17 protein-coding genes are annotated in these 13,966 nt (G+C 64.2%); 8 read left to right on the forward strand and 9 right to left on the reverse strand.

Translation table 11 applies throughout. From position 1 onward, the window contains the following. The first annotated feature begins 7 nt into the window (after positions 1 to 7). Entirely contained in the window at positions 8 to 958 is a 951-nt protein-coding gene (locus tag HHL25_RS17250) for an esterase-like activity of phytase family protein (RefSeq protein WP_169594055.1), read from the forward strand. Between the two features lie 30 nt (positions 959 to 988). Here HHL25_RS17250 and HHL25_RS17255 read toward each other — a convergent pair whose 3' ends face one another. Continuing rightward, positions 989 to 1,624 (reverse strand): queuosine precursor transporter, encoded by a 636-nt coding sequence (locus HHL25_RS17255; protein ID WP_169593866.1) that lies wholly within the window; start codon positions 1,622 to 1,624, stop codon positions 989 to 991. Positions 1,625 to 1,739: 115 nt separating this feature from the next. Then, positions 1,740 to 2,030, reverse strand: coding sequence for a 50S ribosomal protein L28 (gene rpmB / locus HHL25_RS17260; protein ID WP_169593868.1), 291 nt, complete (start codon positions 2,028 to 2,030; stop codon positions 1,740 to 1,742). A 247-nt stretch (positions 2,031 to 2,277) separates the two neighbouring features. On the opposite strand from rpmB, the gene HHL25_RS17265 reads away from it, so the two are divergent. From HHL25_RS17265 to HHL25_RS17275, 3 genes are read left to right on the forward strand one after another with little or no spacing between them, the layout of a single operon-like run. Beyond that, a complete protein-coding gene (locus HHL25_RS17265) occupies positions 2,278 to 3,042 on the forward strand; it encodes a DUF3108 domain-containing protein (protein WP_246701860.1) in 765 nt (254 codons plus the stop codon). Positions 3,043 to 3,079: 37 nt separating this feature from the next. Then, the gene (yddG, locus tag HHL25_RS17270) at positions 3,080 to 3,958 is read left to right on the forward strand and encodes an aromatic amino acid exporter YddG (protein WP_169593870.1); all 879 of its coding nucleotides are present in this window, start codon (positions 3,080 to 3,082) and stop codon (positions 3,956 to 3,958) included. 25 nt (positions 3,959 to 3,983) lie between these two features. After that, on the forward strand, positions 3,984 to 4,634 hold the full coding sequence (locus HHL25_RS17275; RefSeq protein WP_169593872.1) for a lysoplasmalogenase: 651 nt from the start codon (positions 3,984 to 3,986) through the stop codon (positions 4,632 to 4,634). Between the two features lie 29 nt (positions 4,635 to 4,663). Here the strand turns inward: HHL25_RS17275 and HHL25_RS17280 are convergent, their stop codons facing one another. Continuing rightward, positions 4,664 to 5,086: a cupin domain-containing protein gene (locus HHL25_RS17280; RefSeq protein WP_169593874.1), complete on the reverse strand. Its 423-nt coding sequence runs from the start codon at positions 5,084 to 5,086 to the stop codon at positions 4,664 to 4,666. Continuing rightward, on the reverse strand, positions 5,086 to 5,856 hold the full coding sequence (gene gloB / locus HHL25_RS17285; RefSeq protein WP_169593876.1) for a hydroxyacylglutathione hydrolase: 771 nt from the start codon (positions 5,854 to 5,856) through the stop codon (positions 5,086 to 5,088). The genes HHL25_RS17280 and gloB overlap by 1 nt, the downstream gene beginning before the upstream one ends. Positions 5,857 to 5,941: 85 nt before the next feature. Between gloB and HHL25_RS17290 the strand changes: the two genes are divergently transcribed. The 3 genes from HHL25_RS17290 (at position 5,942) to HHL25_RS17300 (ending at position 8,847) form a co-directional block, all read left to right on the forward strand. After that, the gene (locus HHL25_RS17290) at positions 5,942 to 6,697 is read left to right on the forward strand and encodes a class I SAM-dependent methyltransferase (protein WP_169593878.1); all 756 of its coding nucleotides are present in this window, start codon (positions 5,942 to 5,944) and stop codon (positions 6,695 to 6,697) included. Positions 6,698 to 6,814: 117 nt separating this feature from the next. Further along, positions 6,815 to 7,921 carry a histidinol-phosphate transaminase gene (hisC, locus tag HHL25_RS17295; protein WP_169593880.1) on the forward strand — a complete coding sequence of 369 codons (1,107 nt, stop codon included), beginning with the start codon at positions 6,815 to 6,817 and terminating at the stop codon, positions 7,919 to 7,921. Then, the gene (locus HHL25_RS17300; protein ID WP_205927885.1) at positions 7,921 to 8,847 is read left to right on the forward strand and encodes a prephenate/arogenate dehydrogenase family protein; all 927 of its coding nucleotides are present in this window, start codon (positions 7,921 to 7,923) and stop codon (positions 8,845 to 8,847) included. Before hisC ends, HHL25_RS17300 begins: the two co-directional genes overlap by 1 nt. 9 nt (positions 8,848 to 8,856) lie before the next feature. Here HHL25_RS17300 and HHL25_RS17305 read toward each other — a convergent pair whose 3' ends face one another. Further along, the gene (locus HHL25_RS17305; RefSeq protein WP_169593882.1) at positions 8,857 to 9,870 is read right to left on the reverse strand and encodes a DUF2125 domain-containing protein; all 1,014 of its coding nucleotides are present in this window, start codon (positions 9,868 to 9,870) and stop codon (positions 8,857 to 8,859) included. Positions 9,871 to 9,934: 64 nt separating this feature from the next. Here HHL25_RS17305 and HHL25_RS17310 point away from each other — a divergent pair, with 64 nt between their 5' ends. After that, positions 9,935 to 10,468, forward strand: a complete 534-nt coding sequence (locus HHL25_RS17310; RefSeq protein WP_169593884.1) for a gamma-glutamylcyclotransferase — start codon at positions 9,935 to 9,937, stop codon at positions 10,466 to 10,468. Between the two features lie 3 nt (positions 10,469 to 10,471). On the opposite strand, the gene HHL25_RS17315 is transcribed toward HHL25_RS17310, so the two are convergent. The 4 genes from HHL25_RS17315 to ftsE all read right to left on the reverse strand — a co-directional run bounded on the left by HHL25_RS17315 (position 10,472) and on the right by ftsE (position 13,825). Then, positions 10,472 to 11,263, reverse strand: a complete 792-nt coding sequence (locus tag HHL25_RS17315) for a lysophospholipid acyltransferase family protein (protein ID WP_169593886.1) — start codon at positions 11,261 to 11,263, stop codon at positions 10,472 to 10,474. 88 nt (positions 11,264 to 11,351) lie between these two features. Continuing rightward, positions 11,352 to 12,071, reverse strand: a complete 720-nt coding sequence (locus tag HHL25_RS17320; protein ID WP_390624518.1) for a YdcF family protein — start codon at positions 12,069 to 12,071, stop codon at positions 11,352 to 11,354. A 76-nt stretch (positions 12,072 to 12,147) separates the two neighbouring features. Beyond that, positions 12,148 to 13,098: a cell division protein FtsX gene (locus tag HHL25_RS17325; protein WP_246701880.1), complete on the reverse strand. Its 951-nt coding sequence runs from the start codon at positions 13,096 to 13,098 to the stop codon at positions 12,148 to 12,150. A gap of 67 nt (positions 13,099 to 13,165) precedes the next feature. After that, positions 13,166 to 13,825 (reverse strand): cell division ATP-binding protein FtsE, encoded by a 660-nt coding sequence (gene ftsE / locus HHL25_RS17330; RefSeq protein WP_169593890.1) that lies wholly within the window; start codon positions 13,823 to 13,825, stop codon positions 13,166 to 13,168. Positions 13,826 to 13,966: the final 141 nt, after the last annotated feature.

Here is a 13,966-nt window from a genome sequence, read left to right on the forward strand (position 1 = left end):
CGCCGCCATGATCCTGCCTCTTCCCGCCAGGGCCGAGCCGGCTCGGATCGATGCCCTGGCGATCGCCAATTTCGCGTCCGATGCCCGCAGCCGCTTCGGGGCGCTGGAATTCGTCGGCGGCCTGGAGCTTTCCTCGCCCGAACCGCTTTTCGGTGCCTGGTCGGGTATCCGTTTCCTCCCCGATGGTGAACACTTCCTCGGCGTTCTCGATACCGGCCACTGGATTTCGGGAAGGATTACGCGGGACGACGCCGGCCGGCTCGGCGGGCTCTCCGACGTGACGATCGCGCCGATGCTCGACGTCAACGGCGCCTCCAACCGGCGCAAGCGTTCCGTCGATGCCGAAAGCCTGGCGTTCCGCGGCGGGGATGTATTCGTCGGCTACGAGCAGATGCATCGTGTGAGCGGCTACCGGCCCCTCTCGTCCATCGAGACGGCGCGTCCGTTCGCCATGGCCTTGCCCCTGCCGATCCCGGTCCGGGAACTGCGCGGCAATGGCGGGCTGGAGACGCTTGCCCTGTCACCGCCGTCGAGCCCGCTTTCCGGTGCCCTCGTCGCCGTGGCGGAGAAGAGCTATGACGGAAACGGTCATCTCTTTGCCGGCATCCTCGACGGACCGCTCGAGGGGGCGTTCCGGGTCGTCGCCCATGACGGTTTCGACGTGACGGACGGTGCCTTCCTGCCTGACGGCGATCTTCTTCTGATGGAGCGGCGCTTCTCACTCGCTACCGGGGTGGCGCTGCGCATGCGGCGGATTGCCGGCGAGAGCATCAAGCCGGGTGCCGTCGTCGACGGCAGCATCATCCTCGAAGCCGGGATGGACGAGGAGATCGACAACATGGAGGGGCTGGACGTCGTGGTCGCGCCCGACGGCTCGACGCGCGTCATCCTCGTCTCGGACGACAATCATTCGATCCTGCAGCGGACGCTGATGCTGGAGTTCCGGCTCGTCGACTGAGATCGGTGACGAGCCGGCTTGTTCTTCCGCCTAGGCGGAACGGGCCGGTGCCATGGGGCGCAGGACGCTCATCAGGGCGCCATAGGGCAGAAGCATCACGACGCCGACGAGCATCTTGACTGCGAAATCGCCGATCGCCCAGGACATCCAGCGCGGTGCATCGGTTGCCAGCACGCCGAGGATCGGTGCCCATTCGATGGCAAAATCGTCGTTCGGGCCGATCAGCGTGAAGATCGGGGCGAAGGCCAGAGAGAAGAAGATCATCGTATCCATCACGGACCCGAAGACCGACCCGATCAGTGGCGCTTTCCACCAGGCGAGCCGGCGCAGGCGGTTGAAGACGGTGATGTCGAGCAGCTGTCCGGCAAGATAGGCCGAGCCGGAGGCGATCGCGATGCGCGGCGACGAGGTCACGAAGGACAGCGCGACGCCGACGACGAAGCCGATGAAGACGACCTTTCGCGCGGTCTGCGGGCCGAACTGTCGATTGGTGAGGTCGGTGACGAGGAAGGCGACCGGGTAGGTGAAGGCGCCGTAGGTCAGGAGGTCGCCGAGCTGGATCCCTGCGAGCGTACCCGAGAGCGGATACTGGACCAGGATGTTCGAGGCGACCACGATGGCCGTCATCAGCAGGCTGTAGATAAGGATATGGCGTGCGTTCAGCATTTTTTTATCCTGGGTGATGCCACCAGTTGGAGTAACGATGATGCAAAAGGAAAAGGCTTGTACGGGCGGTCCCGTTCAAGCCTTCTGACCTTGTCGAAGCGTTGCGAACCGCGGATTAGGCGGCAGCTGCAGTCTTCTTGACGATCTGGCGACGCAGCAGGCGGGCGCGCATCGACAGTTCGTTTTCGTTGGCCTTCAGAAGGAAGGCGTCGAGGCCACCACGGTGCTCGACCGAGCGCAGAGCGGCTGCGGAAACGCGCAGGCGGTAACGCTGGCCAAGTGCGTCCGAGATCAGCGTGACGTCGCACAGGTTCGGAAGGAACTTGCGCTTGGTCTTGTTGTTCGCGTGGCTCACATTGTTGCCCGACTGGACGCCCTTGCCGGTCAATTCGCAACTGCGGGACATGATACACCTATATTTTTCTTGGCCATCGCATTGCTTCCGGGCAAATACCGGCGTGGCAATCCAACGGCGTTTGATTGGAAAGTTGCGGTTCTATAGTCAGACTGGCCGGGCGCGTCAAGCCAAACCTTGGATTTTCGCGCAAGTGCGGGAAATTCCCGCTATTTTGTTGCCACAGTCGCTGCACAGGATAAGCGCGATCATCACTCGCCGTCAAACGAGAGGCGGGATCCGACCCTGGGGGCCGCCGTTGCGTTTATTGAGCCTTTTAAGCTGTCTGCTTGTCCTTGCCGTCGGGCCCGCCGCGGCTGAGAACCTGCGTTACCGCACGGACTACCGCGTGACGCTCGGCGCACTGCCGATCGCGCGCGCCTCCTTCGTCACCGAGGTCAATCAGTCGAGCTACACGATCTCCGGCAGCTTCAAATCGTCGGCGATCGTCAATGTCGTCACCACGATCTCCGCCGTTTCCAACGTGTCCGGAACCCTTCATGGCGACCGCATGCAGACCGACCGCTATACGCTGGTCTATCAGAAGGGCCGCAAGAAGCTCACCTATGATGTGCACTACCAGGACGGCAACGTCACCCAGACGACGATCGAGCCGCAGCCGAAGCGGCGGCCCGAGACCTGGATCGAAGTCACCCAGCAGGATCTCATGGCGGTGCTCGATCCGATCAGCGGCCTCATCATTCCGGAGGGGGAGGCCGCCTGCCCGCGAACGCTTCCGATCTATGACGGCGAAAGCCGCATGGATATCGTGTTGACGCCCAAGGGGCGCGAAAGCTTCTCGGTCGGGGGCGTCAAGGGTGAGGCGATCGTCTGCTCCATGCGGTATGTCCCGAAGTCCGGTTTCCGCAAGGGCCGCAAGGACATCGAATACCTGCGCAAGGTGGACGGCATGGAAATCTGGTTTGCCAAGACGTCCACGCTGAAGGTATATGCTCCTGTCTATGCGCGCGTGCCGACGCAGATGGGGACAATCTATGTTTCGGCGGTCGAATTCGACGGCTGAGGAGGTGCGGGCCTGATCCCCGCGAGGGGAGACACGGGTGAAGACCAAAGCAACGCTGATCGGCTTCACGGCCATCCTGATGTGGTCGTTTCTGGCACTGCTCACGGCCGCGTCCGGCACGATGCCCCCGTTCCAGCTTTCGGCGATCACGTTTGCGATCGGCAGCCTGCCGGGCATCGTGACCTTCATCCTGAAGCCGGAACGCATCCGCGAATTGCGCCAGCCTCCTAAGGTCTGGCTCACCGGCGTGATCGGCCTTTTCGGTTATCATTTCCTCTACTTCACGGCCCTGCGTAATGCTCCGGCCGTCGAGGCCGGTCTGATCGCCTATCTCTGGCCCCTGCTCATCGTCGTCGGCTCGGCTCTTCTGCCGGGCGAGCGGCTGCGCTGGTATCACGTGGCCGGTGCGCTTGCCGGGCTTGCCGGCACGGTGCTGATCGTCGCCAAGAACGGCATTGCCTTCGATCCGGCCTATGCATTCGGCTACATGGCCGCGCTCCTGTGCGCCTTCACCTGGTCGGGCTATTCGCTTCTCACGCGCCGCTTCGAGGCCGTGTCGACCGACGTGGTGACCGGTTTCTGCCTTGCCACCTCGATCCTCTCGGCGCTCTGCCATCTCGGTCTCGAGACGACGGTCTGGCCGGACAGCGTGTCGCAGTGGGTTGCCGTCGTCGGCCTCGGCATCTTCCCGGTCGGTCTTGCCTTTTATGCCTGGGACCATGGCGTGAAGAACGGCGACATCCAGATCCTCGGCGCGTCGAGCTATGCCGCGCCGCTGCTGTCGACGCTCATCCTGACCCTGTTCGGCTTCGCCGAGCCGAGCCTCAGGATCGCCTTCGCCTGCCTGCTGATCACCGGCGGTGCCATGCTCGCGGCGCAGGACATGATCCGCCGCAAGCGCAAGGCCGAAGCCTGATCGGCCGATTGTTGGGGAGGGGACGATGGAAGCCGCTGCCACGATCGTCCTTTCGATCGCCGTCCTTGTCGGGCTCAGCTATTTCCTAATCCTGAACAAGCCGCCGAGCCACAGGCGTGCGTTCTGGAAGACCCTGCCGGTCTCGCTGCTTGCGCTCTATGCCCTTGTCATGGAGGCGCCGCATCTGATGGTCGCGGGGCTTGCGCTCAGCGCGCTCGGCGACGCCTTCCTGGCCTATGAGGGCGAGCGGAACTTCATCGGCGGCCTTGCCTCCTTTCTCCTCGCTCATCTGGCCTACGGGGCACTGTTCTACCAGATCGGCGATGTCGGACTTGTCACTGCAGAGGCCTGGAGGATGGTGGCTGCGGTCGTCGCCGTGCTGCTTGCCGGGGCCCTTGTCGGTTTCCTCTGGCGTGCGGCCGGCGAACTGGCGCCGGCCGTGCTCGCCTATGCCTCGGCGATCGCCGGCATGGCGGTCCTGTCGCTCGGCGTTTCTTCCGTCGCGGTCTTTGCGGGCGCCTTGCTCTTCATGTCGTCCGATGCGGTGCTGGCCGTCGAGACCTTCAAGATGACAAAAGATCACCCGCTGCGCCGTCTTGCCGCCCGCTATGTGTGGGCGAGCTACTTCGGTTCGCAGGTCGTGCTGACCCTGTCGGTCGTGGCAATCGCGTCCTGACCGGCCGCGAGACTACCTGACGTCCGCCGTCAGTGTCCGGGCGACCAGCCGGGTGGTGCCATCTCGAAGCTCTGATAGTCGAAGCCGGGTGCGACCGTGCAGCCCACCAGCGTGAAGTCGCCGAGGCTTTCGGCGGCCTGCCAGCCGTCGGCGGGGATCACGGCCTGCGGGCGCTCGCCGCGCAGGAGATCGGCCCCGAGCACGATGGTCTCGACGTTCGTTCCGTCGGGCGCGCTGTAGAGCGCCAGCGGCGCGCCGGCATGGTAGTGCCAGACCTCGACAGCGTCACGGACCCGGTGCCAGTGGGAACGTTCCCCCGCCTTCAGCAGGTAGTAGATCGCCGTCGAGTGTCCCCGCGGTCCGCCGGCACCGTCGCGAAAGGTTTCGACGAACCAGCCGCCCTCGGGGTGGGGCTGCATCCCGAGGGTCTCGATCACCTCTTCTGCCGTCATCAGAAGTGATCCTTGCGCTTGCGGATTTCGGCAAACACTTCCGTGTCCGTCGCGCCTTCCATCAGGAGGTTGCGGCGGATCGACGGGTCGGCGGCGCGCAGGAAGGGGTTCGTCTCCTTCTCCAGGCCGATCGTCGTCGGAATGGTGAATTCGCCCTTCTGGCGCTTGGTCTCGATCTCGGCGGCGCGGTTCTTCAGCCGGTCGTTCTCGGGGTCGATGGTGAGGGCAAAACGGGCGTTGGACAGCGTGTATTCATGGCCGAAGTAGACGGCCGTCTCGTCTGGGAGGGCGGCGAGCTTCTGAAGCGAATGCCACATGTCGGCCGCAGGGCGCTCGAAGAGCCGGCCGCAGCCGAGGGCAAACAGGGTGTCGGCGGCAAACAGCAGCTTGTCGTCGGGGAGGTGGTAGCAGACATGGCCGGCGGTGTGGCCAGGCGTCTCGATCACCTGCACCATATGGCCGCCGAAGTCGAAGCTGTCGCCGTCGCCGACCGCGCGGTCGAGCCCGGGGATCGCCACGGCCTCCTCGCGAGGGCCGATGATCTCGCAGCCGAACTTCTCCTTCAGTGCCAGGTTCGCCTCGACATGGTCACCGTGGTGATGCGTGGTGAAGACATGGGTGATCTTCCAGCCGCGGCGAGCCGCGGCGGCGAGGATCGGCTCCAGTTCGGGAGCGTCGATCGTGGCGGTGAGACCGCTTTCCTGACAGTGGATGAGAACGCCGAAATTGTCGCTCCGGCAGGGAAAGACGTCGAGGTCGAGGGGCTTCATCGGGCCTTTGTCCGTTGTGCTTCGATTGCTGAAATGTAGCGTGTTGCGCCTTGAAGTCCACCGGCCGCCTGCTATCAATGGCGCCATGCACGTCGATATCGTCGATCTCCGCCAGTTCTACCATTCCATGCTGGGCCGCATGGCGGAGGAATCGATCGCCATGGCGCTTTCGGCGCTCTGGGTGCGGCTGCCGCAGGAGCGTCTCGTCGGCCTCGGCTATGCCATCCCGTTCCTCGATCGCTTCCGGGCTGACACGGAACGAACCTTCGCCTTCATGCCGGCCGGACAGGGTGCGGTGAACTGGCCGGTCGGCGAGCCGTCTGCCACGGCGCTGGTGTTCGACGAGGAGCTGCCGTTACCGGATTCCTCGGTCGATCGGGTGCTGATGGTCCATTCGCTGGAATTCGCCGAAAACCCGCGGGAAAGCCTGAAGGAGATCTGGCGGGTGCTGGCACCCGGCGGGCGGCTGGTCGTGGTGGTGCCGAACCGGCGCGGGGTCTGGGCCCGGATGGAGCACACGCCTTTCGGATCCGGCCGCCCCTATTCGCGCGGCCAGCTGACCGCACTTTTCCGCGAGACCAATTTCACGCCGGGGGCGAGCGCGGAGGCGCTGTTCTTCCCGCCGTCGAAGATCCGCGCGGTCTTGCGTCTGCGGCGCAGTTTCGAGCGGCTGGGGCGTTTTGTCTGGCCGGCCTTCTCCGGCGTCATCGTCATCGAGGCGCAGAAGCGCCTCTATCAGGGCCTGCCGGTCGCGGCACGAGCTTCGCGCCGTGTCTTCGCGCCCGTTCTCGCGCCTCAAGGGGTGCCCACGACACGGGTGAAGGCGCTGCCGGAGCGCTGATCCGGAGGACGGCTGCGACAGCGGTCGCCCTCGACAAAACCGGCTTTCCGTTTTATGGGCTCTCATCCGATATTGCCGGGCGTCCGCCCGGAATTTCAACGACAGAAAGCCACATCGATGAGCAGCGAAACCATGAAGCCGACCCCGCGTCCGGGTATCCTTGACATTGCCGCCTACGTGCCGGGCAAGGAACATGCGCCGGGCGTCGCGCGGGTCTTCAAGCTGTCGTCGAACGAAACCCCGCACGGTCCGAGCCCCAAGGCGATCGACGCCTTCAAGCAGAGCGCCGGCCATCTCGAAATCTACCCGGACGGCCAGGCGGTGGCGCTGCGCGAGGCGATTGCCGAAGTGCACGGCCTGAACGCCGCCAACATCCTGTGCGGCAACGGTTCTGACGAACTGCTCGGCCTGCTTTGCCACGTCTATCTCGGCCCGGGCGACGAAGGCATCATCACCGAGCACGGCTTCCTCGTCTACAAGATCCAGATCATGGGCGCCGGTGCGACCCCGGTCGTGGTGAAGGAAAAGGATTGCACGGTCGATGTCGATGCGATCCTTGCCGCCGTGACGGAGAAGACGAAGATCGTCTTCCTCGCCAATCCGGGCAATCCGACCGGCACCTATGTGCCGGCGAGCGAGATCCGTCGCCTGCATGCCGGCCTGCCGGGCAATGTCATCCTGGTGCTCGACGCGGCCTATGCGGAATATGTCCGCCGCAACGACTACGAGGCCGGCATCGAGCTCGTCTCCGGCAACCGCAACGTCGTGATGACCCGCACCTTCTCGAAGGTCTACGGGCTTGCGGCGCTGCGCATCGGTTGGGCCTATGCGCCGCTGGAGATCATCGACGCGCTGAACCGCGTGCGTGGTCCGTTCAACATGAATGCGCCGGCAATCTCTGCGGGTGCGGCATCGGTCCGCGACCAGGCCTTCGTCACGATGGCGGCCGACTACAATCTCGCCTGGGTCGAGAAGGTCTCGACCGCGCTCTCAGCTCTCGGCCTCAAGGTCACGCCTTCGGTTGCCAATTTCGTGCTGGTTCATTTTCCTGACGTCGACGGCAAGCGCGCCGCCGAGGCCGACGACTTCCTGACCAGCCGCGGCTTCATCCTGCGCGCCGTGCGCGGCTATGGCTTTGCCAATTCGCTGCGCATGACGATCGGCAGCGAAGAGGCCAATCGCGGCGTGATCGATGCGCTGACCGAGTTCATGGGGCGTGCCTGATGACTGCGATGTTCGACCGGATCGCGCTGATCGGTATCGGCCTCATCGGCTCGTCGATCGCCCGCGACGTGAAGGAACTGGGCCTTGCCCGTGACGTTGTCGTCTCGACCCGCAGCGCCGACACGCTGAAGCGCGCGGAAGAGCTTGCCCTCGGTACGGCCTACGAGCTGTCGGCGGCGGATGCGGTCAGGGATGCCGACCTAGTGATCGTCTCGGTTCCGGTCGGCGCCTCAGAAGCCGTGGCCCGGCAGATCGCCCCGCATCTGAAGCCGGGTGCAATCGTCACCGACGTCGGCTCGACCAAGGCGTCGGTCATCGCCCAGATGGCGCCGCACATGCCGGACAACGTGCATTTCATTCCAGGGCATCCACTTGCGGGCACGGAAAAGTCCGGCCCGGATGCCGGCTTCACCGGTCTGTTCCAGGGGCGCTGGTGCATCTTCACGCCGCTGCCGGGCACCGATGCCGGCGCGCTTGCGACGCTCCGTGCCTTCTGGGGTGCGCTCGGCTCCAAGATCGACGAGATGGACCCGGAGCATCACGACAAGGTGCTGGCGATCGTCTCGCACCTGCCGCACATCATCGCCTACAACATCGTCGGCACGGCGGACGACCTCGAGACGGTGACGCAGTCGGAAGTGATCAAGTATTCGGCGTCCGGTTTCCGCGACTTCACCCGTCTTGCGGCCTCTGATCCTACCATGTGGCGCGACGTCTGCCTGCACAACAAGGACGCGATCCTCGAAATGCTGGCGCGCTTCTCTGAGGATCTCGCCTATCTGCAGCGGGCGATCCGCTGGGGTGAAGGCGACAAGCTGTTCGATCTCTTCACCCGCACCCGCGCCATTCGCCGCTCGATCATCGAGGCTGGCCAGGATGTCGACGTGCCGGATTTTGGCCGCCACTCGCTGGAGAAGAAGGCCTGACCGCTTCGCTCAGAGCGGCGGCAGGACACCGATCGGGATGATGCCGAGGGAGACGACGCCGTTCGTCAGCCTGAGGTCGGCGCCGCCCTTGTCCTGACCGCCGAACAGCGCCTTCAGCACATTGGCAGCGCTGTCGATGCTGTCCTTCTCCTCGGGGAACGCTGCGTTCAGGGTATCCCGCCAGGCGGCGATGCCCTCGATTTCGAAGCGAAGCCTGCCGGACAGCATGCCGTCATCGCCGACCGAGATAGGGCCGCTGATCGTCACGACGCGGCCACCGCCCATGTCTGCCACGAGGCGGCGGATCTCGCCCTCGCTGCCGTAGAGCCCTTCCCCGCGGTCGCCCTTGAGTTCGAGATACTTGGCTTTGCCGACGAGCGTCATGTCCAGGCTCGATGATACCGGCGGCAGGAGCGACGTCTGGCCGCGCACCGACACCACCGCGTCGCGTGACAGGAGCGCGATGTCCAGGTCCTCGCCGGAGCGGCGAAGGTGGGCTTCCGCATGCGGCGCCGTCGTCTCGATGGTCGCCCCGTCGACCAGGGTCGTCAGAAGAACCTGCAGACCGGTCGCTTCGAGCGAGGTGCGGTCGAGGCCGGAGAGCCCGGCATTGAGGCTCGAACGCAGCGCCTGCCATTCCAGCGCCAGCGAGAAGCCTAGCGCCGAGCGGACCTGGCCGGGGCTGTCCAGTTCCCAGACCACATGGCCCGGGGCATAGACCTGTGCCGCCGAGCGGAATGCGCCGAAACTTGCTGACAGGCCATGGAAATGGTCGTCGACGGACAGCCGGCTGCAGGTGACGCCGACGCGGAAGGGGAAGCCGCCGACCTGCATGTCGTCGCATTCCGCGGTGATGGCCGCGGGATTGGCGCCGGAAAGGACCGCCGTCAATTTGTCCCTCAGGGCCCCTGCCGCGCCGTACCACAGGCCGCTATAGACGAGGATGCAGAGCACGACGGCAATGCCGAGTCGTACGACCTTCAGGGTGGCGACACTCCGGTTTTCCTCACTCGACGTTGCCATCAGGCGCTCCAAACGTAAAATGGTGATCCGGTAATCGGGCCGGTATTCTGGAATGACCTGCGATATGGACGAATTTTGGGTGTTTGGCTACGGATCCCTGATGTGGAATCCGGGCTTTTCCTACGAGGAGCGGGCCCAGGCCCTGATGTTGGGCTATCGCCGCTCGCTGTGCGTGCGCTCCTGGGTCCATCGCGGCACACAGGAATGCCCGGGGCTGGTGCTGGGACTGGATCACGGTGGCTCGTGCCGCGGCGTCGCCTTCAGGGTCGCCGAAGCAAACCGGGAGGAAACCATCGACTACCTTCGCCAGCGCGAGCTCGTGACCCATGTCTATCTGGAGCGCACCCTGCCGATCCGCCTCTCCGACGGACGGAAGGTCAGGGCGCTGACCTATGTCATCGATCGCGGGCATCATCAGTATGCCGGGTCGGTTTCCGTCGGTGAGGCGGCCGAGATCGTCAACCGCGCGGTCGGTGTGTCGGGACCCAACCCGGTCTATGTGGCCAACACGGTCGCGCATCTGCGCGAACTCGGCATCCGGGACCACTGGCTGGAGCAGGTCGCCGCCGAAATCGAGCGGCTTGAAGGCGTTGCCTGAGCCTCAGGCGTCCTTTTCGGCCAGAAGCTCTTTCATCCGCTTGGCGGCGGACGGCGGCAGCGGAAGGCCGGGATTGTTCTCCACCGTCTCGATGAGGAGTTCGTCGCTTACCCATTCGAGTTTTTCGATGAGGGTTTCGTAGAAGGTGTCAGGATCGAGCCCGGGCGCGATCGGCGGCAGGATCTTCACCTTGAAATGCCCGGGGAAGCGGAGGAACTTGCGGCGCGGCCAGAACAGGCCGGGATGCATTGCGACGGGTACGACCGGAACTTCGAGGTCGCGATAGATGCGGGCAATGCCGTATTTGTAGGCCGGCTCGGCGCCCGGCGGACGGCGGGTGCCCTCCGGGTAGATGATGAGCTGGCGGCCGTCGGCCATCTCCTTCTTGGTGCGCTCCATCACCCCGACCATCACCTTGCCCTTGGCGCCGCGATCGACCGGGATCATCTTCTGCCGGGCGACATACCATCCGAAGATCGGGATCCACATCAATTCCCGCTTGAGAATGTAGACCGGGTCGTCGAGCCAGGGCAGCAGCGCGTAGGTGTCCCAAAGGGACTGGTGCTTCGGCGCAAGGATGTAGCCGCCCTTCGGAATGTTCTCGAGCCCCTCCACGGTGAATGTCGTGCCGACGATTTTCTCCATCAGCCAGTGGTTGGAGCGGGCCCAGTTCTTCGGAATGACGAAGGCCTTCTTGCGTGGCGCCAGGAAGTAATAGGGCGACAGCAAGATCATCTGCAGGATCAGGTTTGCATAGAAGAGCGTGTTGAACAGGATCGAACGCAGTATGATCATCGGGCAGGATTTCCTAAGACGGGCGTGACACCGTCCCTAACGCATATTGCCCGGGATAAAAAGCCGTGTTTTGCCGGTCGCGGCCGGCTCAGCCCGACGTCTTCGCGAACTTGGCCGTCGAGCGCAACCCGTCGCCGGCACCCCATCCAATCACGCCGCGTGCATAGGCGATCAGCGTCTTGCCGTATTCCGACAGGAGGGTGCGCACGACATTGGGATCGGCATACCAGGCGGTGTGCTTGAGATCGGCATTGACCACCGGATAGGGAATGAAGTTGGTCGCGCGATCGATACGGCGCAACTCCATGAGGCTGCGCGGCATGTGATAATTGTTGGTGACGACGAGAACTGAGGCATAGCCGTGATCATGGATCCAGCGCGAGGTCTCATTGGCGTTGCCGATCGTGTCCAGCGCCTCGTAACCGACGTCGACGCAGCATTCGAAGAGGTCCGGCGAACTCTGGGTCATCTTGCGGATCTGCGCCGGAGATGTCGTCGGATGGGCACCGGAGATGAGCAGGCGCCGACCGGAACCGCGGCGCAGGAGTTCCACCGCCTGGTCAATCCGCTGATAGCCGCCGGTCAGCACGACGATGGCATCGGCGCGGGCATCGGCGGGCGGGACGAGGGTGGTGACCGAATCGGCAAACCACAGGAAGCCGGCAAGGATGACGGCGCAAAGCAGGATCGCGATCAGGCCGGCATAGTGCAGAAAACGACGTAGCAGGCCCCGGCGCGCAAGAAGGCCGCCGGCGGGGTTCTTTGGCAGATCCTCGCGGAATGCTCTATCGCGTCTCATCCGACCCATCGTCATTGTTCGTGCATAGCGTGCTTCTGCCATGCGGAACAGGCGGCTTTGTGGCATTCAACAGGCTTTCACGGCGTCAGTCACTCAGCAACCCGTCCGTGCGTGCCGGGTCGGAGCGTATGCTGTCGATTTCATAGATTGTGCGGATAACCGTCAGCCGGGCGGTCAGCGTCGTCAGAAGGGCAATGACGATCATCGTCGCGAAGATGCCGAGATAACCCATATATCCGATCGAAAACGTGCCGAAGAGTGCGCTTGCCTGATCGCTTTCCGGCGTGGCGAGCGACCGGCTCTGCCAGTAACCGGCGATGGCGAAGAGGGCGGCTGCAAGCAGGCCGCCGGCGGCGGCACCCTTCAGGCTGATCTTGAGAAAATGCTTCTGGAACTCCCGGGCGACGAAGGAGCCCTCGGCGCCGACGAAGTGCAGGACCTCGATGATGTGACGATTGCCGGACAGTGCCCCGCGGGTCGCGAACACCACCGTCAGCACCATCGCGGTGAAGACGAGCAGGAGGATTGCCGAGCCGATCAGCACGGTGGTGCGGGCCATCTGAACGAGCCGGTCGACCCAGGTGCGGTGGTCGTCGAGGAAAGCCTGCGGAACCTCGGTCTTCAGCATATCCCGCATCGCCGCGAAGTCCGGCGGGTTGCTCTCGTCGATGGTGACGATGACGAGCCGCGGGACGGGCAGCTCGTGAAGGTCGAGTCCGGTGCCGAGCCAAGGCTCAAGCAGGCGTGCCGTTGCCGCATCGTCCATGATCTGGCCGTCCTTGGTGCCGACGAAGGTCAGGGCCAGGTCACGGGCCTTGGCAAGTGCCTTGTCCATGTCGAGGCCGTCCTCGGGCTTGATCTGGATGGTGACCTCGCGGGAGATCTGGCTCTGCCAGCCGGCGGCGGTGGCGCGCACCATGCTGACCGCGCCGAGCGTCAGGCAGGCGAGGAAGGCCATGATGGCGATCACCACCATCAGCGCATTGCCCTGGATGTTGGAGGGCGGCAGGATCGCGCCCGTCGGGCGCACGGTCATCTCGGTGCGCCGCGCGGCCTGCTGAGGGGATGCGGTGCGCGGGGCGTGGCTCTCGTAGTGATCGTGATCAGTCATAGATGTCGAGCCGCCCGTCGGTGAGGATCATGCGTCTTGCATCGACCTGATCCATCAGCGCCAGGTCATGGGTGGCGATGACGACGGCCGTGCCAAGGCGGTTCAATTCGAGGAACAGGCTGAGCAGTCGGCGCGCCATCGGCGGATCGACATTGCCCGTCGGCTCGTCGGCAAGCAGGATCTCGGGCCGGTCGATCAGGGCGCGGGCGATCGCCACGCGCTGCTTCTCGCCGCCGGAGAGCACCGGCGGCAGCACGTTGATGCGCTCGCCGAGACCGACCCATTTCAGGAGCTCGATCACGTCCTTGCGGTAGGTTGCCTCGTCCTTGCCGCGCACCCTCAGCGGCAGCGCGACATTCTCGTAGGTCGTCAGGTGGTCGAGCAGCTGGAAGTCCTGGAACACGATGCCGACGCGGCGTCTCAGCATCGGCAATTCCGCGCGCGGGATCTTGGTGATGTCGCGGCCGAAACTGCGGATCAGTCCGCGCGTCGGCTGGAGCGACATGAACAGAAGGCGTAGCAGGGTGGTCTTGCCGGCACCGGAAGGCCCGGTCAGGAACTGGAAGGAACGTTTCGGAATATCGAAGGTGAGGTCGCGGAGAATTTCCGGTCCCATCCCATAACGCAAGCCGACATTTTCGAAATGGATCAAGGGCCCAGCCAGTCTGACAGATCGCGGATCCGCGACATCTTAACGAATGAGGTTAACAGTGGGTAAATCCCGGTCGAATTACGGCCGTTGCGGCCCCTTCTTTCCGAAGCATTAACCATTTGAATTTACGTCTGGAGAGGA

Source organism: Rhizobium terricola (assembly GCF_012927355.1).
Lineage (GTDB): Bacteria > Pseudomonadota > Alphaproteobacteria > Rhizobiales > Rhizobiaceae > Allorhizobium > Allorhizobium terricola.